At 57.2% G+C, this 23,063-nt stretch carries 22 protein-coding genes and 1 pseudogene; 15 read left to right on the top strand and 8 right to left on the bottom strand.

What is annotated here, in order from left to right; all coding sequences use genetic code 11:
• The 4 genes and pseudogenes from H6F57_RS24505 to H6F57_RS24485 all read left to right on the top strand — a co-directional run.
• A pseudogene (locus H6F57_RS24505) lies at positions 1-456 on the top strand (photosystem II q(b) protein); the annotation flags it as partial.
• A 1,101-nt stretch (positions 457-1,557) separates the two neighbouring features.
• Complete coding sequence (locus H6F57_RS24495; RefSeq protein ID WP_190519618.1) at positions 1,558-1,773, top strand: DUF2997 domain-containing protein; 216 nt, start codon at positions 1,558-1,560, stop codon at positions 1,771-1,773.
• Positions 1,774-1,811: 38 nt separating this feature from the next.
• Complete coding sequence (locus H6F57_RS24490; protein WP_190519616.1) at positions 1,812-2,204, top strand: DUF1257 domain-containing protein; 393 nt, start codon at positions 1,812-1,814, stop codon at positions 2,202-2,204.
• A gap of 90 nt (positions 2,205-2,294) precedes the next feature.
• Entirely contained in the window at positions 2,295-2,762 is a 468-nt protein-coding gene (locus tag H6F57_RS24485; RefSeq protein WP_190631473.1) for a ferredoxin, read from the top strand.
• 2 nt (positions 2,763-2,764) lie between these two features.
• Here H6F57_RS24485 and H6F57_RS24480 read toward each other — a convergent pair whose 3' ends face one another.
• Together H6F57_RS24480 and H6F57_RS24475 are read right to left on the bottom strand one after the other, a co-directional pair.
• Positions 2,765-4,120 carry a DUF4335 domain-containing protein gene (locus H6F57_RS24480; RefSeq protein ID WP_190631471.1) on the bottom strand — a complete coding sequence of 452 codons (1,356 nt, stop codon included), beginning with the start codon at positions 4,118-4,120 and terminating at the stop codon, positions 2,765-2,767.
• A gap of 49 nt (positions 4,121-4,169) precedes the next feature.
• Positions 4,170-4,754 (bottom strand): DUF3038 domain-containing protein, encoded by a 585-nt coding sequence (locus tag H6F57_RS24475; RefSeq protein WP_190631469.1) that lies wholly within the window; start codon positions 4,752-4,754, stop codon positions 4,170-4,172.
• A 126-nt stretch (positions 4,755-4,880) separates the two neighbouring features.
• Here H6F57_RS24475 and H6F57_RS24470 point away from each other — a divergent pair, with 126 nt between their 5' ends.
• A complete protein-coding gene (locus H6F57_RS24470) occupies positions 4,881-5,123 on the top strand; it encodes a type II toxin-antitoxin system Phd/YefM family antitoxin (protein WP_190631467.1) in 243 nt (80 codons plus the stop codon).
• On the top strand, positions 5,120-5,383 hold the full coding sequence (locus H6F57_RS24465) for a Txe/YoeB family addiction module toxin (RefSeq protein WP_190631465.1): 264 nt from the start codon (positions 5,120-5,122) through the stop codon (positions 5,381-5,383). The genes H6F57_RS24470 and H6F57_RS24465 overlap by 4 nt, the downstream gene beginning before the upstream one ends.
• A 15-nt stretch (positions 5,384-5,398) precedes the next feature.
• Here H6F57_RS24465 and H6F57_RS24460 read toward each other — a convergent pair whose 3' ends face one another.
• Complete coding sequence (locus H6F57_RS24460) at positions 5,399-6,043, bottom strand: YqiA/YcfP family alpha/beta fold hydrolase (RefSeq protein ID WP_190631463.1); 645 nt, start codon at positions 6,041-6,043, stop codon at positions 5,399-5,401.
• Between the two features lie 298 nt (positions 6,044-6,341).
• Between H6F57_RS24460 and leuB the strand changes: the two genes are divergently transcribed.
• The 5 genes from leuB to H6F57_RS24435 all read left to right on the top strand — a co-directional run bounded on the left by leuB (position 6,342) and on the right by H6F57_RS24435 (position 11,562).
• Entirely contained in the window at positions 6,342-7,424 is a 1,083-nt protein-coding gene (gene leuB, locus H6F57_RS24455; protein WP_190631461.1) for a 3-isopropylmalate dehydrogenase, read from the top strand.
• 154 nt (positions 7,425-7,578) lie between these two features.
• Entirely contained in the window at positions 7,579-7,785 is a 207-nt protein-coding gene (locus H6F57_RS24450; RefSeq protein WP_190631460.1) for a hypothetical protein, read from the top strand.
• Between the two features lie 104 nt (positions 7,786-7,889).
• Positions 7,890-9,050, top strand: a complete 1,161-nt coding sequence (hpsE, locus tag H6F57_RS24445) for a hormogonium polysaccharide biosynthesis glycosyltransferase HpsE (protein WP_199294894.1) — start codon at positions 7,890-7,892, stop codon at positions 9,048-9,050.
• 169 nt (positions 9,051-9,219) lie between these two features.
• Positions 9,220-9,963: a DUF561 domain-containing protein gene (locus tag H6F57_RS24440; RefSeq protein WP_190631457.1), complete on the top strand. Its 744-nt coding sequence runs from the start codon at positions 9,220-9,222 to the stop codon at positions 9,961-9,963.
• Between the two features lie 234 nt (positions 9,964-10,197).
• Positions 10,198-11,562: a HAMP domain-containing sensor histidine kinase gene (locus H6F57_RS24435; protein ID WP_199289996.1), complete on the top strand. Its 1,365-nt coding sequence runs from the start codon at positions 10,198-10,200 to the stop codon at positions 11,560-11,562.
• A gap of 18 nt (positions 11,563-11,580) precedes the next feature.
• Here H6F57_RS24435 and wrbA read toward each other — a convergent pair whose 3' ends face one another.
• Positions 11,581-12,195: an NAD(P)H:quinone oxidoreductase gene (gene wrbA, locus H6F57_RS24430; RefSeq protein ID WP_190631455.1), complete on the bottom strand. Its 615-nt coding sequence runs from the start codon at positions 12,193-12,195 to the stop codon at positions 11,581-11,583.
• A gap of 289 nt (positions 12,196-12,484) precedes the next feature.
• On the opposite strand from wrbA, the gene H6F57_RS24425 reads away from it, so the two are divergent.
• The 4 genes from H6F57_RS24425 to H6F57_RS24410 all read left to right on the top strand — a co-directional run bounded on the left by H6F57_RS24425 (position 12,485) and on the right by H6F57_RS24410 (position 17,496).
• A complete protein-coding gene (locus H6F57_RS24425) occupies positions 12,485-13,588 on the top strand; it encodes a chemotaxis protein CheB (protein ID WP_190631453.1) in 1,104 nt (367 codons plus the stop codon).
• Between the two features lie 455 nt (positions 13,589-14,043).
• The gene (locus tag H6F57_RS24420; protein ID WP_190631451.1) at positions 14,044-14,655 is read left to right on the top strand and encodes a chemotaxis protein CheB; all 612 of its coding nucleotides are present in this window, start codon (positions 14,044-14,046) and stop codon (positions 14,653-14,655) included.
• Between the two features lie 3 nt (positions 14,656-14,658).
• A complete protein-coding gene (locus H6F57_RS24415) occupies positions 14,659-16,512 on the top strand; it encodes a CheR family methyltransferase (RefSeq protein WP_313933682.1) in 1,854 nt (617 codons plus the stop codon).
• Between the two features lie 204 nt (positions 16,513-16,716).
• Positions 16,717-17,496, top strand: coding sequence for a Uma2 family endonuclease (locus tag H6F57_RS24410; RefSeq protein ID WP_190631450.1), 780 nt, complete (start codon positions 16,717-16,719; stop codon positions 17,494-17,496).
• Here H6F57_RS24410 and H6F57_RS24405 read toward each other — a convergent pair.
• The 4 genes from H6F57_RS24405 to H6F57_RS24390 all read right to left on the bottom strand — a co-directional run bounded on the left by H6F57_RS24405 (position 17,493) and on the right by H6F57_RS24390 (position 22,926).
• Positions 17,493-18,161 (bottom strand): dienelactone hydrolase family protein, encoded by a 669-nt coding sequence (locus H6F57_RS24405; RefSeq protein ID WP_190631448.1) that lies wholly within the window; start codon positions 18,159-18,161, stop codon positions 17,493-17,495. The genes H6F57_RS24410 and H6F57_RS24405 overlap by 4 nt on opposite strands.
• Before the next feature lie 130 nt (positions 18,162-18,291).
• Positions 18,292-18,759 (bottom strand): DUF29 domain-containing protein, encoded by a 468-nt coding sequence (locus tag H6F57_RS24400; protein ID WP_190631446.1) that lies wholly within the window; start codon positions 18,757-18,759, stop codon positions 18,292-18,294.
• Positions 18,760-18,859: 100 nt separating this feature from the next.
• On the bottom strand, positions 18,860-21,457 hold the full coding sequence (locus H6F57_RS24395) for a replicative DNA helicase (protein ID WP_190631444.1): 2,598 nt from the start codon (positions 21,455-21,457) through the stop codon (positions 18,860-18,862).
• 92 nt (positions 21,458-21,549) lie between these two features.
• Positions 21,550-22,926, bottom strand: a complete 1,377-nt coding sequence (locus tag H6F57_RS24390) for an MATE family efflux transporter (RefSeq protein WP_190631442.1) — start codon at positions 22,924-22,926, stop codon at positions 21,550-21,552.
• Between the last annotated feature and the right edge of the window lie 137 nt (positions 22,927-23,063).

The raw sequence follows: 23,063 nt of genomic DNA, 5'->3' as shown, positions 1-23,063 counted from the left end.
GCCGGTGTGTTCGGTGGCTCTCTGTTCTCCGCCATGCACGGTTCACTGGTGACCTCGTCTCTGGTGCGTGAGACCACCGAGACTGAGTCTCAGAACTACGGCTACAAGTTTGGTCAAGAAGAAGAGACCTACAACATCGTTGCCGCCCACGGCTACTTCGGTCGTCTCATCTTCCAGTACGCCAGCTTCAACAACAGCCGTTCACTGCACTTCTTCTTGGGTGCGTGGCCTGTGATTGGCATCTGGTTCACCTCCTTGGGCATCAGCACCATGGCGTTCAACCTGAACGGGTTCAACTTCAACCAGTCGATTCTGGACTCACAGGGTCGCGTGATTGGCACATGGGCGGATGTGATCAACCGGGCGAACCTGGGTATGGAAGTGATGCACGAGCGCAATGCTCACAATTTCCCCCTCGACCTCGCTACGGCTGAGGCGCCTGAAATCATCGGCTAGTCCCTTGCGGCTACCCCATTGATTGATTAGCAAAAGAGCGCTCTCCGCAAGGGGGGCGCTTTTTGCATGCCTCTCAGCGGCGCAGACGCGGTTGGTGTGGGTTGCGGGATAGCTATGTCGGCTTAGAGGGGCGATCGCGGTCACCAAAGTGTCATCAACTGCCGTTGTTGCTTCCTCTAGATTTAAGCTGTTAGCTTGGCGGTAGTTTTCCCTTAGCCTTCGCCATTTCGGAGCTTCTTGCTAACTGAGGGAGCTAAGAGCGTTTCCGCTACAAATGCTTGTATGGCTTCCGAAGCAGTTTTAGAATAGTCCCGCAGCGTCCAGCCAACGACGTTTTGGATGAAAAATTTCTTTAGAGTCTTTGTTTTGCTCGATCGCAGAAAAGAGCAGAGCCTTATCAATTCTGGTCTTGTAACCCAGCTGAAATAGCAGGGTGGTACGGCGGAGTCAGATAATATCTGGTTCCGCCAGCTGATAGTTACCGAGTTTTTGCAATCGGGATGCTCCATGAGCAATTTGCCGACATTTCAACTGGGCGATAGAATTTAGTCCAACCACGACTTGATCGTTATCAAACACTCCGGCAGGGGCGTAAATTGGGAGGCGGCTGATTTTACTGCTTCTCTAGAAGTGTCAGAGCGATGTATCTCGTAACGCTTTGGGATTGGGCAGCTAAGTAGTCATGGCCTGAACTTGGGGACAGTGATGGGATGGCGGAACAACTACTTTTCTTCAGCTTTAGCAATCGAGCCAAAAGACTGATCTTTAACTTTCTTAATACTCTCTACAACTTTGGATGGGGCTGAAACGGCTATTTATCGTTCGTAAGTCATCAAAAGCGCTGCGATATGTAACAAAAGTTGCCTTGACGCTCTCTAGAAGTTACGCGACACTACGTCTAATGGATGTGCCCACTTCCGGGATCAATGCATTAGATTGAGTTTCGTAATGAACAGTGGCGGATTACACTACCCCTGCTGGTTAAGATCGGGTTACTACATTTGGTGCTTGCCAGCCTGACACCGCTAGGGAAGTTGTTAATACCCACAATGTTTAAAGGTCACTAGTATCACCATCAATGGTGTTGAAACGAGCAGTCCTATGGAAACGTTAGAGTTCATTATTTACCCTGACGGTCGGGTTAAAGAGACGGTGACTGGCATTGTGGGGGCCTCCTGTGCTGAGGTAACTGCGGCTATTGAAGCTCAGCTAGGCACCGTTGTGGCGCAGCAGCAAACCTCTGAGTATTTTGCTCAGCGGAATGAGCAGACGGCTACCGAAACTGTGGCTGCCCAAACTGCCTACAGTCAGTGGTAATTTTTCGATTCTAGAGTCCCCTACTATCACCCCTAGCAATGTCACACTTTAGCCAAATCAAAACCAAAATTCGCAATCTAGATTCCCTAAAGCTGGCTTTGAATGACCTGGGCACCGACTGGAAGTCTGGCCCTTGTGATGTGCGCGGCTACCAAGGCCAAACCCAGTCTGCGGACGTAGTAATTGCCCAAGACAACGGCTACGATATTGGCTTTCGCCGCAACCCCGAAACCAGTGACTATGAGCTGGTGGCCGATCTGCAATATTGGCAGCAACCGTTGACTGTTGAAGGGTTCCTCAGCCGGGTGACCCAGCGCTACGCCTACAACACTGTGGTAGCTGAGACTTCTCGTCAGGGATTTCAGCTGTCTGAGGAGCAGGTACGAGAAGATGGGTCTGTGCGGCTGGTAGTGCAGCGCTGGAATGGCTAGCCCCTCGACCTTTTGAATCTTGGAGAGGGGCTATTTGGCCCCTCTCTTTGTATTGGCCCAGCACGTTCTAAAGCACGAGTAGCAACCACGATGACACAGTTTGATGGGCAACCTGATGCGACCGGCTTTGAACCCGAACTCGGTGGTCACCTGCGCCAAGCCGAAGACCGCACTGGTTATGAGCCTGAGCTGGGCGGCCAGCTGCGCCAAAAGGGTGTCTATGTCGACGAAATTACCTGCATTGGCTGTAAGCACTGTGCCCACGTGGCCCGCAACACCTTTTATATTGAGCCCGACTACGGGCGCTCGCGCGTTTACCGCCAAGATGGTGACTCTGAAGAGCTCATTCAAGAGGCGATCGATACTTGCCCGGTAGACTGCATTCACTGGATAGATTACACCGAGCTTAAGGAGCTAGAGCGCGATCGCAAGCACCAGGTCATTCCCGTTGTCGGGTTCCCGGTGGACAAAGCCATGTCAACTCTGCAAATGCGCAAGGCCAAGCGCAGGAGCCAGCGCCGACCAGAAACTGGTTCCCAAGGGGCAGCTCCACAGTAGTCCTAAGGGTTAGCTATGACGACTGCTCCGGTGGGCAAAAACTGCACCTCTACTGTGGTTGATGCGTCTTTGACAACTCCAGGGATGGTGTCACCGGCCTGAGGCAGGGTGGCATTGTTTTGGTAGCTAGCCGAGAAGTCATTGAGGGGCTCTAGGGCGGTTACGGTGCCATCTGGCTCAAGGACAAGGCGATAGCGCAGGGGCGCAGCTAGGTTTGCCGGGGGCCGCCACTGCTGTTCAAGGGCCTGGGTGAGGTTGCCAATCCAGGCGATCGCAGAGTCGGGGCCGGTAGTGGCGGCAATGCTGGGGCCAGTATCAAAAGCTTCGGGGCTGGCCGGGGCCGTTCGGGCCTCGGGCTGAGCAGCATTCGGTGCCTGTTCAGTGGCTATGCTTGCGTCAGGCGCGGCCTGCCCCCCAGCGCGCGCCTCGGCCTGGGCTGGGTTGGCAGGGGTTGGAGCGGGCTCACTTTGGGATGGTTGAGCTGGGGCTGGGCTGGCGGCAGATGGGGGCGATGCCTTGGGCGTTCCAGGCTCAGGTGCACTGCCTGAGGGGGCCCCTGGACTAGTTGGAGCGGGGACCGCTGGACCGGTCGGAGCTGTTGTAATGGGTGCTGGCAAAGCTTCGCCTGCGGCAGCGGGGGCAGAATCTTCCGCAGTAGGAGTATTGGCGGCGGTGGGTGCAGGTTCTGCTGGGGTCAGCTGTGGGTTATCGGCAGAATTCTGGGTCGTTGAGCCATTGGTTGGTTGAGACTCCTCGCTAGGGGAAAGCACTACGGAGCTAGGGGCGGTGGTGAGCAGTTGGTTGCCCAGCAGCGCCGCAATGCCCACCGCCGCCACAGATCCCAGCCAAAGCGGCAGTTTGGGGCGCACTCGACGAGTCTTGGGCACCGCCGCATCGGGCAGGATCTGAAGGTTGCTGTCGGCCTGCTCTAGGGCATCGGCTAAGTCAGACAGTTGCAGGGTGGAGAGTTCAACTACTCTAGGTGGCTCGGGGGGCACAGCCAGGGTGAGCCGGTGGCGAGTGAGGCCGACGGGCTGAAGCGAATTTTCTCCCCGAGCAACCGCTCCTCCCGCGGCGATCGCATCGGCATTGAGATAATTTTGGACGTAGGTTTGCACCAACTCTGCCAGGGTCGAAAACTGCGGCTCTCGGCCACTGATCTCTAAAAGCATGGCCCGGCTAGCGAGGGTTCTAGCTTCCCTGAGCGCATCATCCCCCTGCATTTGCAGGTGAAACCGCGATCGCCCCAGCACTGGGCGGCCCGTGACCTGACTCAGAGGCGAAAGCTCCCCCACCAGTCGCAGAGTACAGGTACCCGCTGCATATTCGTAGGAGGTGACAGTGGCGATCGCAGCCATAGCACTCAGCTCAAGAACACCTTAACCAATCTAAAATTCAAACGTCTCGTCACTGGCCAGCCCGCTCTAGCAGCGCCACCCACAGCTTACGGTTGCCGCCAGACCCGCTGTAGAACAACAGATCGACCAGCAGCTTCAGCCCCAGGGCATTGATCTCGTCAGTGGTGGCGGTTTGGTCGCCCTCCATGCGGTCTTGGTAGGCATTGCTAAAGGCGTCGAGGTAGTCGCCTAACTGCGCGGTGCGGTGAGGAGGCTGCCCCTGTTCGAGGGCCTTCTCTAGCCGCGCCACGGCCTGCCGAATGGGGTCGCGATGGGCGATCGCTAAATGACAACTCACCAACACTAGGGCGCGGGCTTCGTCAACATCAAGCTTTTTGCGGCCCTGACCCTTGCGCAGCGGACTGGCCTGACGCAAGCGCCATAGGTTGACGCGATCGCTCAGCAAATCCGATACTCCCAACTCGTTTGCCGCCGCCAGCATGGCGTCGGACCCCAGGCCGGTGAGGGCTTCTAGGGCCAGCAGTACCAGGTCGAGCTGCGCTTTAATGCTGCTCAACTGCCGTGGGGTTGGTGGCCCCTGCGGCTGAACTGGATTGGGCTCACTGTTTGACGCACTGAGGGAAGACGGTTCCACCGGGCTGCCCTGTTACTAACGTAGAGGATTGGGCTAATTGTGGCACGGGGGTTGCAGTTCTTGAAACGGGTTTACGAACAGGCTGCGATCGCTAGACTAAAAGAAATCCAATTAGGAAGAAACCCAATGGCACAGTGGCCGTTGATAGAGGCGCAGAGCAATTTGCAGCACCTGATTGATCAAGTAACCCAGTCTCATCAGCCGATTGTAATTACTGGGGCCGAGAGCAATGCCGTACTGCTGTCTGAAGAAGACTGGGCCAGCATTCAAGAAACGCTCTATTTACTCTCTGTGCCCGGCATGCGGGAATCGATTAAAACAGGACTGGCTACCCCTACCGACGCCTGCGATGAGGAGCTTGACTGGTGAGTTGGCGGCTAGTTTTCACAAAACAAGCTCAAAAAGATGCCAAAAAGCTTGCTGCTAGCAATCTCAAGCAAAAGACCCAGGGCCTCCTCGATGTGCTTCAAGCTGATCCGTTTCAAAACCCGCCGCCCTACGAAAAACTGGTGGGAGACTTGGCTGGAGCCTACTCTCGACGCATCAATATTCAGCATCGGCTAGTTTACGAGGTGATTGAGGATGAGCACACCGTCAAAATTCTGCGGATGTGGACTCATTATGAGTGAAGTGCGATCGCCTCTTCAAAGGCGTAAGAATTCCTGAGTGTGCTGCCAAATGTCTTTCTCCACATCTGTTAGGGCGTGGTCGCTGAAGAGTTCTACCAGTCGCACCGAGGGGCGCGTGGCCGCATAGGCACGGCTCGCCTCTATAGATATAGTCTCGTCGTTGGTGCCGTGGAGAATCAGGGTCGGAATCTGGGCTTTTAGGCCATCGTCGCTGTAGCTTTGGGCGTCGATGATGAAGTTGTAGTGCAGCGGCAGGGTGCGCTGCTCGGTGTAATGGTAGATAGGCAAAGTGCCCTCAGTGCGCCAGGCTTCGAGCTGATCGGGGCCAATGCGAGGCAGCCACTGCTTGAGAAAATCAAAGGCGGGGGCAAGGAGCACCAGTTTTTCGATGCGGTTTGTAATGGCGGCCTGCTGGACAACCCAGGCGGCGGTGAGGCCCCCTAGGCTAGAGCCGATCAGGATTGTAGGTTCACTCTGGGCCAAAACCAGAAGACTGACCTGCTGAATTTGGCGGCTGAGGGTGAGGTGGGCAAAGTCGTCCTGGTTGAGGTCGGGGATGATGAGGTCGAGTCCGAGGGCAGCGAAGCGGGCTTTCATCGCCTGGGCTTTGGCCGATTGGGGGCTGGAGGCGAAGCCGTGGAGGTAGAGGTATTGGGGCATGGGGGCTGGAGTGGTGGGGAGTGGATGGATGGGAGGGTGGATGGGGGGCAGCGGGGTTTAAGTGAGAGACCGTAACTTAAATCAAAGCAGGCATCTCGTATGGGCAAACGGTCGTTTGCCCATATAGGGTATCGACCATCAGCCGGGAGTTAGGTGGGTCGAATTGGGAACAGGTGAGTTGGTAGAAAGCGAGTGGGGCAGGGTTGGCCCCTGGGGGTATGATATTGAATCGGTGCGCTCCCCAGGCTGGCTGGTGGGCAGTGCCCACCCTACATTTAAGCCATCTTCTGCAAACGCTATGACTTCGACCTATCGCATTACCCTGCTGCCCGGCGACGGCATTGGCCCTGAGATCATGGCGGTGGCGGTGGACGTGCTCAACACCGTGGGCCGCCAGATGGAGTTGGCCTTTGAGTTTGAGGAAGCGCTGATCGGGGGAGCGGCGATTGATGAAACTGGGGAGCCGCTGCCGGAGGAGACGCTGAAGACCTGCAAGGCCAGCGATGCAGTGCTGCTAGCGGCGATCGGCGGCTATAAGTGGGATACGTTGCCTCGCCACCAGCGACCTGAGACAGGGCTGCTAGGTCTGCGATCGGGGTTAGAACTTTTTGCCAACCTGCGCCCAGCCACCATTCTGCCGCAGCTAATTGACGCCTCTTCGCTGAAGCGAGAGGTGGTAGAGGGCGTCGATATTATGGTGGTGCGCGAGCTGACCGGAGGCATCTACTTTGGCTCCCCCAAGGGGGTGTTTGAAACTGAGACGGGGGAAAAGCGGGGGGTCAACACCATGGCCTATACCGATCGCGAAATCGATCGCATCGGCAAAGTCGCCTTTGAGACCGCCCAAAAACGCAAAGGCCAGCTGTGCTCAGTCGATAAGGCCAACGTGCTGGAGGTGTCGCAGCTGTGGCGCGATCGCATCACCGCCCTAGCCGCTGACTACCCCGACGTTGCCCTAACTCACATGTATGTAGACAACGCGGCGATGCAGCTGATTCGCTGGCCCAAGCAGTTTGACACGATCGTTACCGGCAACCTGTTTGGCGACATTCTCTCCGATGCGGCGGCGATGCTCACCGGCAGCATTGGCATGCTGCCCTCGGCCAGTCTGGGAGCCAGTGGGCCAGGGGTCTACGAACCTGTCCACGGGTCGGCCCCCGACATTGCTGGGCAAGACAAGGCCAACCCCCTGGCCCAGGTGCTGAGCGCCGCCATGATGCTGCGCTACGCCCTCGACCAGCCCGCCGCCGCCGATCGCATTGAGCAAGCCGTGACCACAGTTTTAGATCAGGGTTATCGAACTGGCGATATCATGTCTGAGACCATGACCCAGGTAGGCTGCAAGGCCATGGGCGAAGCCCTGCTGAGTGCCCTGTCATAAAGTTCTTTCTAGAAGCCTTTCTAGAATTTGCTGCCCCTGGAGAGATCAAGTTAGAGTCTGTCTATAAGCGCACAGGTGAGCCGTGTACGGTCTACAGCAACCCCCTTCTTCTAGCCCATTGCCCAGTCAGCTGCCAGATGTTGGTGCCCTGCCCATGGCGCTTAACCCGGTCTTGCTCAAGTCAGCCCGGCAAATTTACCGCACCTACTACGAGGTGCACCCTGGAGATGTGCAGCGCCCCATCGGCATTGCCATTAGCACTAAGACCCATCGCGGCAAGCTGATCTTTGGCGATCGCCCTGTGCTGTTGCCCACCGAGTGCTTTGTCCCCATTAGCCAGATCGAGCCGGGGCTGCACTAAGCCAGCAGCCCTTGCGGCCAGACTCAGCCACCAGCCGAGATATTGGGCCATTCTCCACGGGCACACTGGGGGCGTCACCCAGTAGCGCAAAGGGTTTGGTACCTATGGCTGAGTCTTTTTTGGCGGTAGCTGAATCGTTCTCTGCTGGGGTAAGCTCTCCACCCGCTAAACGGCTGGTCGCCCCAGATACTCAAAAGCGGCGGGCGATGGCCAGCCGACCGCTGCCCAGCTACACCCAGGGCCTGCTGCGGCGCCTACGGTTGAAGCTGGCCAATGCTGCCCCTGGCAAAGAAGTTCTCGACCTGTCGGTGGTGATCTGCACCTACAACGGTGAGCACCGCTTGCCCAAGGTGCTCGACTGCCTGCTCGCCCAGCTGGGCACCGAGCATCTGGCCTGGGAGGTGATTGTAGTTGACAACAACAGCACCGACGGCACCGCCCAGGTGTTCAAAACCTATCAGCAGCAGTGGCCCCAAGATATTCCTTTGCGTTATGCCTTTGAGGCACGCCAGGGGGCTGGCTATGCTCGCCAGCACGCTATTAGCCTAGCCCGCAGCCCTCTGGTGGGGTTTTTAGACGACGACAACCACCCGGCCCTGGGCTGGGTGGTGGCGGCCCACCGCTTTGGCCAGATTCACCCTCAGGCGGGGGCCTTTGGCAGCCGCATTCAAGGAGATTTTGAAGTTACCCCGCCGCCAAACTTTGGCCGCATTGGATCTCTGTTGGCGTTGACTGAGCGCGGGTCGGCCCCTCTGCTCTATGCACCCAAACAGAAGGTGTTGCCGCCAGCGGCGGGGCTGGTGGTGCGGCGGCAGGCCTGGCTTGGCAGTGTGCCCGAGCAGCTATCGCTGGCCGATGCTATTGGCTTTCGGGCCGCTGGCGAAGATCTGGAGGTGGTGCTCCACATGCAGCGTCACGGCTGGGAGATTTGGTATAACCCGGCCATGCGGATGCAGCACGAGATTCCGGCTAGTCGGTTTGAGCGCGACTATCTGCTGCGCATGTTTCGGGGCATTGGCCTCAGCCGCCATCGCACGCGCATGCTCAGCGTGCCCCTGTGGCAGCGTCCGCTGGCGGCCCATGCCTACCTGGTCAACGATATTCGCAAAATTTTGCGCCACTTGGTCAAATATCAGGGCGAGGTGGTCAGCGATACGGTGGCCGCCTGCGAGATGCGGCTCTATCTCTATAGTCTGGTCAGCCCGTTTTACATTACCCAGCGGCTGTGGCGGCAGCGGTGGAGGCAATTGAGTTCTAAATTTTGAGTTTTGAGTTTTGAGTTAGGCCACTGAACTCAAAACTCAAAACTGAGAACTCAAAACTCAAAACATAGGACTATCCGCAATTCGGCAACAGTGCAACAATAGGTCAAACTAGCGCCCGCCCAGCTTGTTTGACCCGGGCGGGTCATGCCCAATCTTGAGAGATAGACCTATGCGCTCTGACTTACAACGCGCCCTCGATACCCGCAGCGCCCTTAAAATCATCAGCGGGCTCACCAACTTTGACCCCGAGCGGGTGGTGGCCGTGGTGAAGGCCGCTGACCAGGGCGGTGCTACCTTTGTGGATATCGCCGCCGATGCCGAGTTGGTTCGCTTGGCCAAGGCCGCAACGACTCTGCCCATCTGCGTTTCTGCCGTCGAGGCTGAGGCGTTTCTCGCCCCCGTGGCCGCTGGGGCCGACCTGATCGAAATTGGCAACTTTGACGCCTTTTATGCCCAGGGGCGGCGGTTTGAAGCGCCCGAGGTGCTAGAACTGACCCGCCGCACCCGCGCCCTGCTGCCCCAGATTACGCTGTCGGTCACGGTGCCCCACATTTTGGCGCTAGATGAGCAGGTGAGCCTGGCCGAAGCTTTGGTGGCCGCCGGGGCCGACATTATTCAGACCGAGGGGGGCACCTCTAGCCAGCCGACTCACCCCGGCACCCTGGGATTGATTGAGAAAGCCGCACCTACGCTGGCTGCCGCCCACGCGATTTCTCGGGCTGTGTCGGTGCCGGTGCTCTGCGCGTCGGGGCTGTCGGATGTGACGGCACCGATGGCGATCGCCGCCGGTGCCGCTGGCGTTGGCGTTGGCTCTGCCGTCAACCGGCTCGATAACTCTCTGGCTATGGTCGCCGTGGTGCGCCAGCTAGCCGAGAGCCTGCAACGGGTGCGAGTCTCGGCAGCGGTGCAGTAGACACCCGAGCTAATGGGTCAACTGAGGTCAAGGTGATTGCCCTGACCTCAGTGAATAGTATGTAATGCTAGTGCTAGAGACTCTTACCAGTCTGAGATCAGCGTTCTTGTTGCGAACTAAAACTTAAGGTGCAGCTACGATCTGCCTCCATGATAACTCACCCGCTATTTCGGGGGATGGATGCGGCAATGGGGCAATAGCGACAAACTAAGCGAATAGCGGAGAGGGGGCACAGTGAGTGTGGCAAGAGACGAGGTATTCACTCAATACATAGAAAAAGTTCAAAGTCGGGTGACTGCTCTCTATCGGGAGACCGAGCAGTTTCCCTTAAATCATTCCCATCAACTGGCTCAAACCCTAGAAGAGTTGAGCCTAGCGGTGGAAGAACTCCATGTTGCCGAAGAAGAGCTGTTAGCCCAAAACGAGCAGCTCGCTGCCGCTAATCACATTATTGAAGCCGAGCGCCAGCGCTACCAAGATCTGTTTAATTTTGCCCCCGATGGCTACCTTGTGACTGATATGAACGGGGTGGTGCTAGAGGCAAACCATGCTGCTGTTGCGTTGTTGCACCTCAACCAGTCCTATCTGATTGGCAAGCCCTTGGTCGCCCACATACCCCCAGCTGAACGGGTGGCCTTTCGCACGCTGCTGAACCACATTACCCGGTCCCGACGCATAGAAGGCTGGGAACTCACCCTACAGAATCGAAGAGCCGCCGCCATTGTCGTCTCAACGACGGTTGAAGTCGTCAAAAATGCTGAAGGCCTAGGGGTTGGACTGCGGTGGCAAATGCGAGATATTAGCGATCGCAAAAAAGCCGAGGCCACGCTGAGCCAGCTTCAGGCTGAAAATTTAGAATTGCTAGAAGCCGATCGCCTGCGGGCGCAGCTGCTAGCCACCGTTTCCCACGAGTTTAAAACGCCGCTGAATGCCATCTTAGGGTTTTCGCAAGTTTTGATGGCGCAGTTTGATGGCAGGCGCGATTTTAAGTCCACCAAAATGGTGCAGCGAATTTTTCACAACGGGCAGCACCTGCTGGGCATGGTTGAAGACATGCTCAATTTTTCGCGGCTGCGGGCAGACCAGGTCGAGCTGAATCTCGAAACCTTTGACCTAACCGAGATGATTGTGACCACCCTAGCCGAACTCGAATCTTTGGCTCAGCAAAAGGCCCTGACCCTAAAGACACAGCTGCCCGATCACCCCGTGGTGGTGGTAAATGATCGTGGCCGTCTGCGGCAAATTTTGACCAACTTGATATCAAATGCTATTAAGTTTACCGATGTTGGTCAGGTCGTGGTGAGCTTAGAGGAGTTGCCCGACGACCGACTGGTGCTACAGGTCAAAGATACGGGCTGCGGCATCAGCCCCGAAGATCAGCAGCATATTTTTCAAGAGTTTTGGCAAGTTCACGACGCACGCAACACCATCAAGGGCACCGGCCTAGGGCTGGCCATTGTGTATGCGCTGGTGCAGGTCATGCAGGGCACGGTTACGGTAGACAGCGAGCTAGGCCAGGGCAGTGACTTTTGCATTGAGCTGCCGCAAAGCGTGGCCCCCACCCAAAATCACCCGGCCGCGTGCCGCCCAGCTTTGTAGAGCCTGCTCACGGGCACTCTAGCCGCGCACTTTGGCGGTGACTTCGGCTACGCGCCGCCCCAGGACGCGGGCGATCGCCAAATCTTCTGGCTGGGGCTGCAGTTCGCCCTGACCACCAGTGATTGTGCTGGCTCCATAGGGGGTGCCGCCTCGGGCCTCGGTGTGAATCATGCCGGCGGTTGAGTAGGGCACCCCCACCACAAGCATGCCGAGGTGCAGCAGGGGCACCATCATAGTGAGCAGGGTGGTTTCTTGGCCGCCGTGGGTCGAGGCGGTGGCGGTAAACACCCCCGCCGGTTTGCCTTCCATGTCGCCGTTGAGCCAGAGGCTGGCGGTTGAGTCAAACAGTTGCTTCATTTGGGCGGTCATGTTGCCGTAGCGGGTGGGCGAGCCAAAGACCACACCATCGGCCTGTTTGAGGTCGTCTACGGTGCAGACTGGAATTTGCTGCTGCTGCTCTCGCACTGCGCGGGCGGCATCGTTTTGGTCAATGATTTGGTTAACAGCGTCGAACTCTTGCACCCGGCGCAACACCACTTCTACCCCAGCCACTTGCCCAGCGCCCTCGGCCACCGCCTGGGCCAGCTTCAGGGTGTGACCATACATAGAATAGTAGACAACCAAAACTTTCATCAATTCTCCAAATTTCGGCGTTTTAGCGCGTCAGAGTCAAGGTTGCTCGCTCTTACTAATGCTGCGGGAAGCGGCAACAATTTTTATCTCTCCAGAGGATGATTTTGGGCGATCGCGCCATCCCCTGCCCCGCCCTTGGCAAAATGGCTGCTACAGCCCTAGTCCACAAAAGCTAGCAGTCTGCCAGAGGCAGGCCTGGGGAGGATGTTAATACTCAATGGTTTAGCTAGACTCGTAATCTATGAGAAACTACTGAACTACTTATGAACGCCATCGGCAGGAGCAGATTTTGAGCAATTATCGTGTTGTTGTCATTGGTGCTTCGGCAGGTGGTGTTGAAGCATTGGTTCGGCTGGTTGAGCAATTGCCCCTTCAGCTCAACGCCGCAATTTTTGTGGCCGTACATTTTCCGGCTGGCAGCGCGAGTTTTTTGCCTGATATTCTCAGCCGCGCCCAGACTTTGCCGGCCGTCCACCCCCACGATGGCGAAGCCATTCGGCCAGGGCGTATCTATGTCGCCCCGCCCGACTACCATCTGCTGGTGCATCGCGACGCCATAGAGCTTAGTCGAGGCCCCCGAGAAAACGGCCATCGCCCCGCCATCGACGTTCTATTTCGTTCGGCGGCCCAGGCCTACGGCCCCTACACCGTGGGGGTGGTGCTCACGGGCATGCTAGACGACGGCACCAGTGGTCTACAGGTGATTAAAGCCCTGGGCGGAGTCGCCTTGGTGCAAGACCCTGAAGAGGCGATGTTCAGAAGCATGCCTGAAAATGCGATCGCCCATGTCCCCGTCGATCGAGTGCTGCCCCTTACCGAGCTAGCCAACCACATTGTTGATGTAGTGGCGGATGCCATACCGGAAACTCCTGTTACCCAAGAATCTTCTATCACCCATGAATCTCCTCTCGCCCAGGAAATTCCTATCACCCAGGAAACTCCGATGACAACTAACCCACAAGTACCTGAAGAGAAGATCGTTCTCGAGGAGAAAACCGCCGCCGAAAAAGGGGAGCGGCCTAATGCCGCCTCTCCCTTCACCTGCCCCGACTGTGGCGGCGTGCTGTGGGAACTGCAGGACGCCTATCATCTGCTGCGGTTTCGCTGCCACATTGGCCACGCCTACTCCCTCGACAGTTTGATGACGCTCCATGGTGAAAACCTAGAGCGCGCTCTGTGGACAGCAGTACGGGCGATCGAAGAGAGAGCCGCCCTGTCTCGCCGATTGATGGCCCACGCCTACGAGCAAAATCGCACCCAATCAGCCGAACAGTTTTCAAAACGGGCGATGGAGGCCGAAAGCAACGCTAGCCTCGTCAGACAACTGATTCTCAATCAGAAAGAGATTCACCTTCAAGGAGGCACCGTTCCTGAGACTGTGCAGATCGAGTGAACCGGTTTTCTAGGGGTCTAAGCGGGCGTTTGAAACGCGATTTGCTGGAGCTTTAGTCACCGACTGATTTTCTCTGCCCCCGTTAAAAAGACGGGTGAAAGTCTTTTCTCTAAAGGGAGATTAAGGGGATCTTTAGGTTTGCGAGCAGCAGCAAAACCTTTTCCAAAACCGCTAAAATCATTGATCTCTGAGCAGGAATAGGGACGACATCACCATGACCGTTTATTTCATTTAATAAACTAAAATTAGAGCGCTGCCTCTGACGACAGAACGGGTCTAAACTGGTTCACAGATGGCTTTGCAACCCTTTTTTACCTGCTTGGCGGGGCTGGCGATCGCGCTCTAACCATCCCGAGGTTGAGCCGCTTTGCCCGGCCAAAATCTCTCGTTTGCCCTGGCTAGTAGGCCTAGGTCGTCATGCTAGACCAGACACTTGGCTATTGGCCTAAAACCCTATGAGTGTTTCACCGTCTTCGGTGCTATCTTCAGCGGCGCAGTTTGACATCGTAGCGATCGCGGCCTCTGCCGGGGGCATTAAGGCTTTGGCTCAGCTGCTGCCCCAGCTGCCCGCCGATTTTGCCGCCGCCATTGTCATTGTCATTCACATTGACCCCAACATGACTAGCCTGCTGCCCCAGGTCTTAAAGCCCATGACGCCGCTCATCGTCAAAGACGCCAACCCCGGAGAGTCATTGCAGGCGGGAACGATCTACACAGCCCCCCCCGACCACCACCTGCTCATTGGGGCCGGTCGCACCCTGCGCCTGACCCACACCGCAAAAGTAAACTATTCTCGGCCGGCCGCTGACTGTACTCTAGTATCGGTGGCGGAGCGTTTTGGGGAGCGGGCGATCGCCGTCATTCTGACTGGCTATGGCCGCGATGGCGCTGCCGGCATTCAGGCCATCAAGCAGCACGGCGGTCGGGTGATTGTGCAAGAGCCGGCTACCGCCAACGTGGCCAGCATGCCCCAGGCCGCCATTGATACCCACCAGGTAGACTGGGTTTTGCCCCTAGAGTCAATTCCTCAAACCCTGGTCAACCTAGTGCAACCAGAAAGGATATAGTCTGTGGCCTCAAATTTGGAAGATTTTGGCGATGCTGCCGACTTTAGAACCCTATTAGAATACGTTCGCAGCAACCGGGGGTTTGACTTTACGGGCTACAAACAGCCCAGCCTCATGCGGCGGGTGACGCGCCGCATGCAGACGGTCGGTATCACCAGTTTTAGCAACTACACCGACTATTTAGAGGTGCACCCCGATGAATTTCAGCATTTGTTCAACACACTGCTGATCAACGTCACCGCATTTTTTCGCGACTCCGCTATCTGGGAGGCTCTGCGGACCGAGGTTATACCGGCGATTTTGCGCGCCAAGGCAGACACCGACCCCATTCGCATCTGGAGCGCTGGCTGCGCCTCTGGAGAAGAAACCTACTCCGTTGCCATGGTGCTGGCAGAGCTGCTAGGCATTGAGCAGTTTCAGGCCAGAGTCAAAATCTATGCCACCGATCTAGACGAAGACGCTCTGACAGAGGCACGCCAGGCCACCTACTCCCGGCACAAGATAGACGGCCTGTCAGAAACCCAGCTCCGCACATTTTTTGACCGCAAAGACGAAATCTACACCTTCAGCAAAGAGCTGCGGCGGATGGTGATTTTTGGCCGCCACGACCTGGTTCAAGATGCCCCCATCTCTAAGATTGACCTGCTGCTGTGCCGCAACACGCTGATGTATTTCAACGCTGAAACCCAGGGGCGAATTTTGACCCGGTTTCACTTTGCCCTCAATGACAACGGCTATCTGTTCTTAGGCAAAGCCGAAATGCTGCTCACCCACAGCGACCTCTTTAGCCCAGTGCAGCTAAAAGGGCGCGTCTTTACTAAGGTGCCTCGGTTAACGGGGCGCGATCGCCTGCTGATCATGGCTCAAACCGGCCACGAAGCCAGCCCCGATAACCTGCCTGACCAGCTACGCCTGCTAGAGACCGCCTTTGACATTGGCCCGGTGGCCCGCATTGTGCTCAAGCACAACGGTGTGTTGGCCCTGGCCAACCAGCGCGTCAGGGGGCTCTTTAGTCTCTCCCCGCAGGATATCGGTCGCCCTCTGCAAGATTTAGAACTCTCCTACCGCCCCGTAGAGCTGCGCTCTTGCCTAGAAGAAGCCTACGAACGCCGCCGCCCCATTACCCTATCCGATGTCGCCTGGCAAAATTCTCGGGGTGAGGCCCTTTTCTTAGAGGTGCAAATCATCCCGCTGTTTAGCCGCGACAACGCCATCCTCGGGGCCAGCATTAGCTTTGTCGATATTACCCAGTTCAAACGGTTGCAGGCCGAGCTAGAGCATGCCAACCAAGAGCTGGAGATGGCCTATGAAGAACTGCAATCCACCAACGAAGAGCTAGAAACCACCAATGAAGAATTGCAGTCGACCAACGAAGAGTTAGAGACCACCAACGAAGAGTTGCAGTCGACCAACGAAGAGTTGGAAACCATGAACGAAGAGCTGCAATCGGCCAACGAAGAACTCCAAACCCTCAACGAAGAACTCCAGCGCAGCAGCAGCGACCTGAATAAAAGCAACACGTTTTTAGAATGCGTATTCGCTAGCCTCAAGGGCGGCGTGGCGGTGGTCAACCGCGACCTGCAAGTGCAAATTTGGAACACCAAAGCCGAAGACCTCTGGGGCCTGCGCCCCGAAGAAGTCGTTGGCCAATATTTCCTCAACTTAGATATCGGCCTGCCGGTAGAGCAGCTGCGCCAGCCCATTCGCGACTGCCTGACCTCGGCCGCCGTCGGCTCCGTCGAGCTGACCGTTGAGGCCGTCAACCGCAAGGGCCGCAGCCTGAGCTGCCACATCACCTGCACCCCCCTCGTAAACACCAAAAAGCAGGTGCAGGGCGTAATCCTGATCATGGAATAGCCAGTCTGATACCAAATCCCGAATGAATACCCTTGGTTTGTAGGGGCGTAGCCTGCTACGCCCCTACGGAGTTCCTGATCATGAGTCGGGGTTGACCAAATCGGATTTCCTATGACTGGAGCAGTCTGCATCCAGCAGCAGAGAAGCGACAGATTAGGATAGAGACAGACAACCGCCGCAAACGGTTTTGCTTGAGGAACGACCATGGTTCAAGCTCAGCCTCGCACTGGCCCCACCATCACCTGGCCCCCCCTGCCCGCCGATTTTTTACTGCCCGATGATCCAGTGGAAAACATTCAGCAGCCGCCCCTAGCAGCAGCCCTCACCGATGCCCTGGGGGCAGCCCAGCGCCTGCAGCCGGCCATGCTGGTCGGCTCTAACTTTGCCCTGGTGGCGGGGGTGGCAGGAGAAACCGTGGTCAAAGCGCCAGACTGGTTTTATGTGCCCCGGGTTCACCCCCTGCCACCTGGAGTGGTGCGCCGCAGCTATACCCCCAACCTGGAGGGCGACCCCGTGGCGGTGGTGATGGAATTTCTCTCAGCAGAGGACAACGGCGAGCTGTCGATTCGGGCGATTCCGCCCTATGGCAAGCTCTACGTCTACGAGCAGATTTTGCAGGTGCCTACTTACGCCATCTATGACCCCTTAAGCGCAGTGCTGGAGGTGCGGCAGCTGCAAAACGGGCGCTACGAGGCTCAGACCGCCAATAGTTTGGGGCGCTTCTGGGTTCCTGAGCTAGAGCTGTTTTTGGGCGTGTGGCAGGGAGAGCGTCTGGCCCAAAACCTGCACTGGCTGCGCTGGTGGGATGCCGATGGCAACCTGCTGCCCTGGAGTTCTGAACAAGCCGAGACAGAACGCCAGAGAGCCGAGACAGAGCGCCAGAGAGCTGAGACAGAGAGTCAGAGAGCTGAGACAGAGCGTCAGCGGGCCGATCGCCTGGCCGCCCTGCTCCGAGCCCAGGGGATTGATCCAGACCAACCCTAGGTCAAGTGGGTGGCGAGGAAGGTCAGCGATCGCTCCCAGGCCAGTTTCGTCGCCTCGGGGTCGTGGATGTCGTTGTTCTCGTTGCCAAAGGCGTGGTGAGCGTCGTACCAGTAAGACTCGTAGTTCACGCCACCCTCCTGAAGTCGCGCCTCAAAAGCCTTCACCTGGTCAGGTGGAAAGAACTCGTCCCGCTCGGCAAAATGCCCCTGAAAGGGAATCGAAATCGTGCGGGTGTCGGCAGCCTCGGCGGGCGGCACCCCATACCAGCACACGGCTACGTTGGCCTCGGGCACATAGACGGCGGCTAGCACGGTGAGCGCTCCGCCCATGCAGTAGCCCAGCACCGCCACCTTGGGGCTGTCGGCCTTGAGGTGCTGCACCGCACCGCGAATGTTTTGGGTGGCGGCATCGCCGAAGTCGAGGTTGTCCATCAGGTGCTCGGCCTCGGCAGCTTCGACCGTGACTTCGCCTTTGTAGAGGTCGGGCACCAGCACCCGGTAGCCCTGCTGCACCAGCTGGTCGGCCACGCCTTTGATCTGGTCGTTGAGGCCCCACCACTCCTGAATCACAACAATGCCGGGGGCGGTGCTGCCGCTAGCTGGCTCGACGTAGTAGCCCTGGCACGGTTGGCCATCGGGTCGATTAAAGCTGATGATGTCGCCCATGGGAGGTCTCCTGAGGTAGAGTGCGATTCTCTAAAAGAGAGGCTGCGCCAACGCTAGATTACCTCTCAAAGGAGCAAAATCTAAGTGTCGGAGGTTGGGCGTCCCAATCTCCGCCCAGCTTGTCTGAAGCTCAGCGCGGTAGAAAATCGGTGTTGAGGGCGTCATCGGCGGAGAACGGTGGCAGGGTGGGAATGCAACTGCTCGGCAGATCACTTTTCTGCAAAACCTGGCTTCTAGCCCTGGCATAAAATTCTACAAAAAGCTCTGGCACCATGGGCTTGAGGCTAGGGCTATCGTCTAGCAGCAGCTCCAATTGGCTCCGCTGTTCAATGATGGTGTTGCGCCAGCCCCGGCCGTTTTGAGCTTTTTCTGACTCCCAAAACATCAGCTTTAGCAAGTGCTCAAGAATGACCAGCAGGCGGCTTTTTAGCTCCTTTTTCTCGCTGCGGCCCATGCTGTCAATTTCTTCAATTAAATTTTCCCAGTCCACCTGCTCTAGGTCGCGATCTTTAAGCGCATGGACAGTCTTTTGAATCCAGCGATAAAAGTCTTGGTCGTAGAGACTAGGCTTTTGCTCTGAGGTGGTAGGAGACTGCATTGACTGACCGCACAGAGGAGTTGCTGCAATTATAAAAAGCTTTCACCGCAGTTAGGGTTCAGAGTTAGCTCACATCCCTAATCCTCTGAGCCCTGCCTGTTTACATGCCAGGGGTGGCCAGGTTGCGGAAGCGGGTAAACTGCGGCTCGAACAGCAGCTTGATGGTGCCGGTGGGGCCGTTGCGGTGCTTGGTAATGATGATCTCGGCAATGCCGCGATCGGGGGTGTCAGGGTCGTAATACTCTTCGCGATAAAGCATCATGATCAAGTCGGCGTCCTGCTCGATCGCACCTGAGTTGTGGGACACAATGCCGTCTGCCAACCAGGAGGCCGGCCCCGGTACAGTCAGGTCATACACGGGTTCTTCCCCCGCAGGCTCAATAGAAAGCACTTCATCCCAGAAAATGTCTGCTGCGACAATTTCTTTGAGGGATTCGTTGTTCAAAATCTCTGCGTAGCTGAGGAGTGTTTGCCGCGAAGGAGCAAATTTGAAGTGTGATGTCCCGCCGTAGGAGGTGCCTCGCAGGGTTGCCATTTGGCGCTGACTAATGCCCTGGGTTCTCATATCAGCCTTGACTCGATCAAAAACTTCTCTGGGCAAGGTGTCCCGGTTGGGATTTGAGACAATGCTCTCAAGTTTGAGCCGTAGAGCAGTGGCGGGTTCTACCCTAGGGCCGAAAGCCCCAACCTGAGTTAAGAACTTCAGCTGGTTGACGCTACCTTGAACGTTGACGGTAAAACACTGACTTGGCTGCCAAAACACGGAGGCCCAAATGCCGAGCCTTAGGAGTAAAGCGGCAACATCACGGGCCAAGCCCTCGCTGCAGGTGGAGAAGAATACGGCATCTCCGCCTCTGCCCTTGCGTACGGAGATACAGCCATCGGTGGCCCACAGGTGTTTTAGGAGAAGACCGACCTGTTGATTGGAGAGCCGAAACACTTCGGCAGGAATGCGTTTCTCCCGAGAAGGCTGGTTAAAAATGCCAAGCTGCCGTAACCAACGATTTACCCCGGCAGGGCGCCAACGATTGCCGTTACCAGAGATCAAAAGCTGATGCCACTGGCCTCTGCCTTTGTAGCGCTTCACTTCACAGCCAAATTCTTGCTCAGCAGCTAATGTGACGACTTGGCTATTTTCTTCGGAGCCGGTGGTGTATCGAAGGGGCTGCCCCTTGAGGTAGCTACCATCGCCAATTAGCTGCCCTAGCAATGCCAGCCTTAACTCGGGCCAGGTCTTGGCGACAACGGGTTCGGGCAAGTGCTGAGCCACAGCGATACGGCTTCCCTGCTTCAACTGCTCTAACCGTTGCCAGCCATCGAGGGTATAAAGTCGGTGCTTCTCAGTTGCACGAATTTTGCGTCCGCTGGCTGTGGTCAACGCATAAATTGGGCGATTACCCACCTGCCAAACTAAATCGGCCTTAGCCTGAGTCAACTTACCCTGTTCATCTAAGCTCACTACGTCTGGGGTGCTGCCTACCAAGTCTTGAATCGGTACTCGTTGACCGTTTGCGAGGACAACTAGGGTATCGCCAGTGACGCACTCTCGTAGGTCGCTCATCATGGGGCGCTTGTTGGTGCGCGATTCGACCCCCCGGCTGAGCTGCGAGAGGGCGATGATCGGCACGTTGAGTTCGCGGGCGAGGCCTTTGAGCGATCGCGTCATCTTCGACAATTCCTGCACCCGGTTGTCGCCGCCACCCTCCATTAGTTGGAGATAGTCGATCAAAATCAGCCCCAGCGCACCGCCCTGCTCGGCCTGGAGGCGGCGGCAGCGAGAGCGAATTTCGGTCACCGAAATGCTGGGGGTATCGTCAATGAAAATCGGCATCTGGGAGAGAATGCTGATGGCGTGGCCCAGTTTTTCCCACTCGTTCTGAGCAATGCGACCGGTGCGCAGGCGGCTGCTTTCCATCTCCACTTCGCTGGAGAGCAGGCGATAGACGAGCTGCACCTTTGACATTTCTAGACTGTATATTGCTACAGGAAGCTTCTGTAAAGCTGCGATATTGCGAGCTATATTAAGGACGAAGCTGGTCTTTCCCATTGACGGACGGGCAGCAGCGATAATCAGGTCAGAACGCTGAAAACCCTGAGTCATGGCATCTAGGTCATAGAAGCCGCAAGGGATGCCGGGCAGCACAACGCCGAGCGATCGCTGCTCAATTTCCGAAAACGTCTCAATTAAAATATCGGACGTAGAGGTGAGCCCCCCCTGGGGCCGTGACTGGGTAATGCCAAACAGCCGCTGCTCCGACTGATCCATGACATTCTCAATGGGCAACGTCGTGTCGTAGCCCAGCTGAGAAATTTCGCCGCCGGTTTGAATCAGCAGACGGCGAGTGTACTTATCCATCACCAGGGTGGCGTACTGGTCGATGTTGGCGGCACTGACGGTGCGATCGACTAGCTGAGCCAGGCGGGTTTGACCACCCACCTGTTCGAGCTTGCCGTTGTCCTTGAGCCACACAGCGATGGTCATCAAATCGGCGGGCTGCCCCTTGGCGTGGAGGGCCAGCGCCCCTTTATAAATATCGCGGTGGGCACCGATGTAAAAGGCATCGGGGGTGAGAATCTCCATCACCCGGCTGAGGGCTTCAGGGTCGAGCAAAATGCCGCCCAGAATGGCCTCTTCGGCTTCGATGTTTTGGGGTGGCAGGCGATCGCTGACCGCATCAAATTTGAGATTCTGAACCATGGTGCTGCCGAAGAGGAAGTAGTCTTATTGTGCGCCAAAGCCGCTCTCAATGGGAGCGTTAGCCTAGGCTGAGAGGGCTCGTAACGTCGCTTCTACTGACCCTTTGAGGCCGTCAGCCGATGGAACCGGGCCACAAAAATTATCCCAGCGGTGGCCACCCCAATGGACTGACCAATCCATAGCCCGACCCCACCGAGCCCAAGCCAAAAACCCAGGATATAGCCCGTAGTCAGCCCCACGCCCCAGAAGGCCACCCCACTGAGCACCATGGGCATGCGGGTATCTTGCAGCCCATAGAGCGCCCCAGAGGCGACGCGCTGAACGCCATCGGTGAGCTGGGCCAGGGCCGCGACCAGCAGCATCGGCAGGGCCAGGGCGACCACCGGGCCGTTGGCCGGGTCGCGCAGATCCAGATACAACCCAATGATGGACTGGCGAAACAGCAGTAGCCCTAGGGTGGCCAGCAGCATAAAAGCGGCGGCGATCGCCATCGCCACATATCCCGCCCGCCTTGCCGCGCCCATATTTTGCTGGCCAAGAGCCTGCCCCACTCGCGCCGTCGCCGCGTAGGACATGCCCAAGGGCACCATGAAAACCACGTAAATAGTTTGGTACACGGTTTGGTGGGCGGCCAGCACCTCAGGCCCAAGTATCCCCATCAAAAACGTGACCACGGCAAACAGGCTAAATTCCAGGGCGATGGTGACGGCGATCTCGCCCCCCATGCCCAGCAGCCGACCGACCAGCCGGGGCTGTACCCGGTGCCACCCGCACCAAAAGCGATATTCCTTAAAATTGGGGTGCTTGAGGGTGTAGAGCAAAAATAACCCAAACATCAACCAGTAGCTCAGCCCGCTGGCCAGCCCCAGCCCCCCCAGCCCCAGAGCCGGGAAGCCCCATTTGCCAAACCCCAGAGCATAGTTGCCCACAATGTTGAAGGCCGTGCCCACCAGCACAATCACAATCACCACCTGGGCCTCAGCCAGGGCCGAGGCGTAGCCCCGCAGCATGGCAAAGGCCAGGGCCGGAAATGCGCCCCACAAAATCCATTGAAAGTAGGGGGTAGTGAGAGTGGCGATCGCCTCGGGCTGCCCCAGCCCCAGCAGCACCCGATCGAGCTGGCTCAGCACCGCCATCATCGGCAGACTCAGCGCTAGCGAGAGCCAAAACCCCTGCCGCGCGATCGCCTCAATCTGATCCTTTTGGCCGGCCCCAAAGGCTTGGGCTACCAGCGGCCCCACCGTCATCACAAAACCGCCAATCACCGCCAGCAGTAGCTGAAAGCTAATGGCTGCTAGACCTCCCGCAGCCAGGGTTTCAGCCCCCAACCGCCCCATCATTAAGGTATCCACAAATCCCACGGCAGCCTGGGCCACCTGAGCCCCAGCTAGGGGCATCGCCAGAGTTAGAAAGGCTCGTACCTCTGAGCTGGTCTTAACGTGGGCGATAGATCTATCCTGTAGGCGCATTGCAAAAGCGAGCCCAGTTGAGTGAAGTGCCTCATGGCTCAGTCGAGTCCCAGGCATTTATAAAGCCTTCAGACCATTCCCTCTATAGACCTTGCGGCTTCCCACAGGCTAGGAGAGCAGGGGGTGCTCTTTTTCGG

The organism is Leptolyngbya sp. FACHB-60 (assembly GCF_014695775.1).
Lineage (GTDB): Bacteria > Cyanobacteriota > Cyanobacteriia > Phormidesmidales > Phormidesmidaceae > Nodosilinea.
This window is presented reverse-complemented; position numbering and strand designations above follow the sequence as displayed.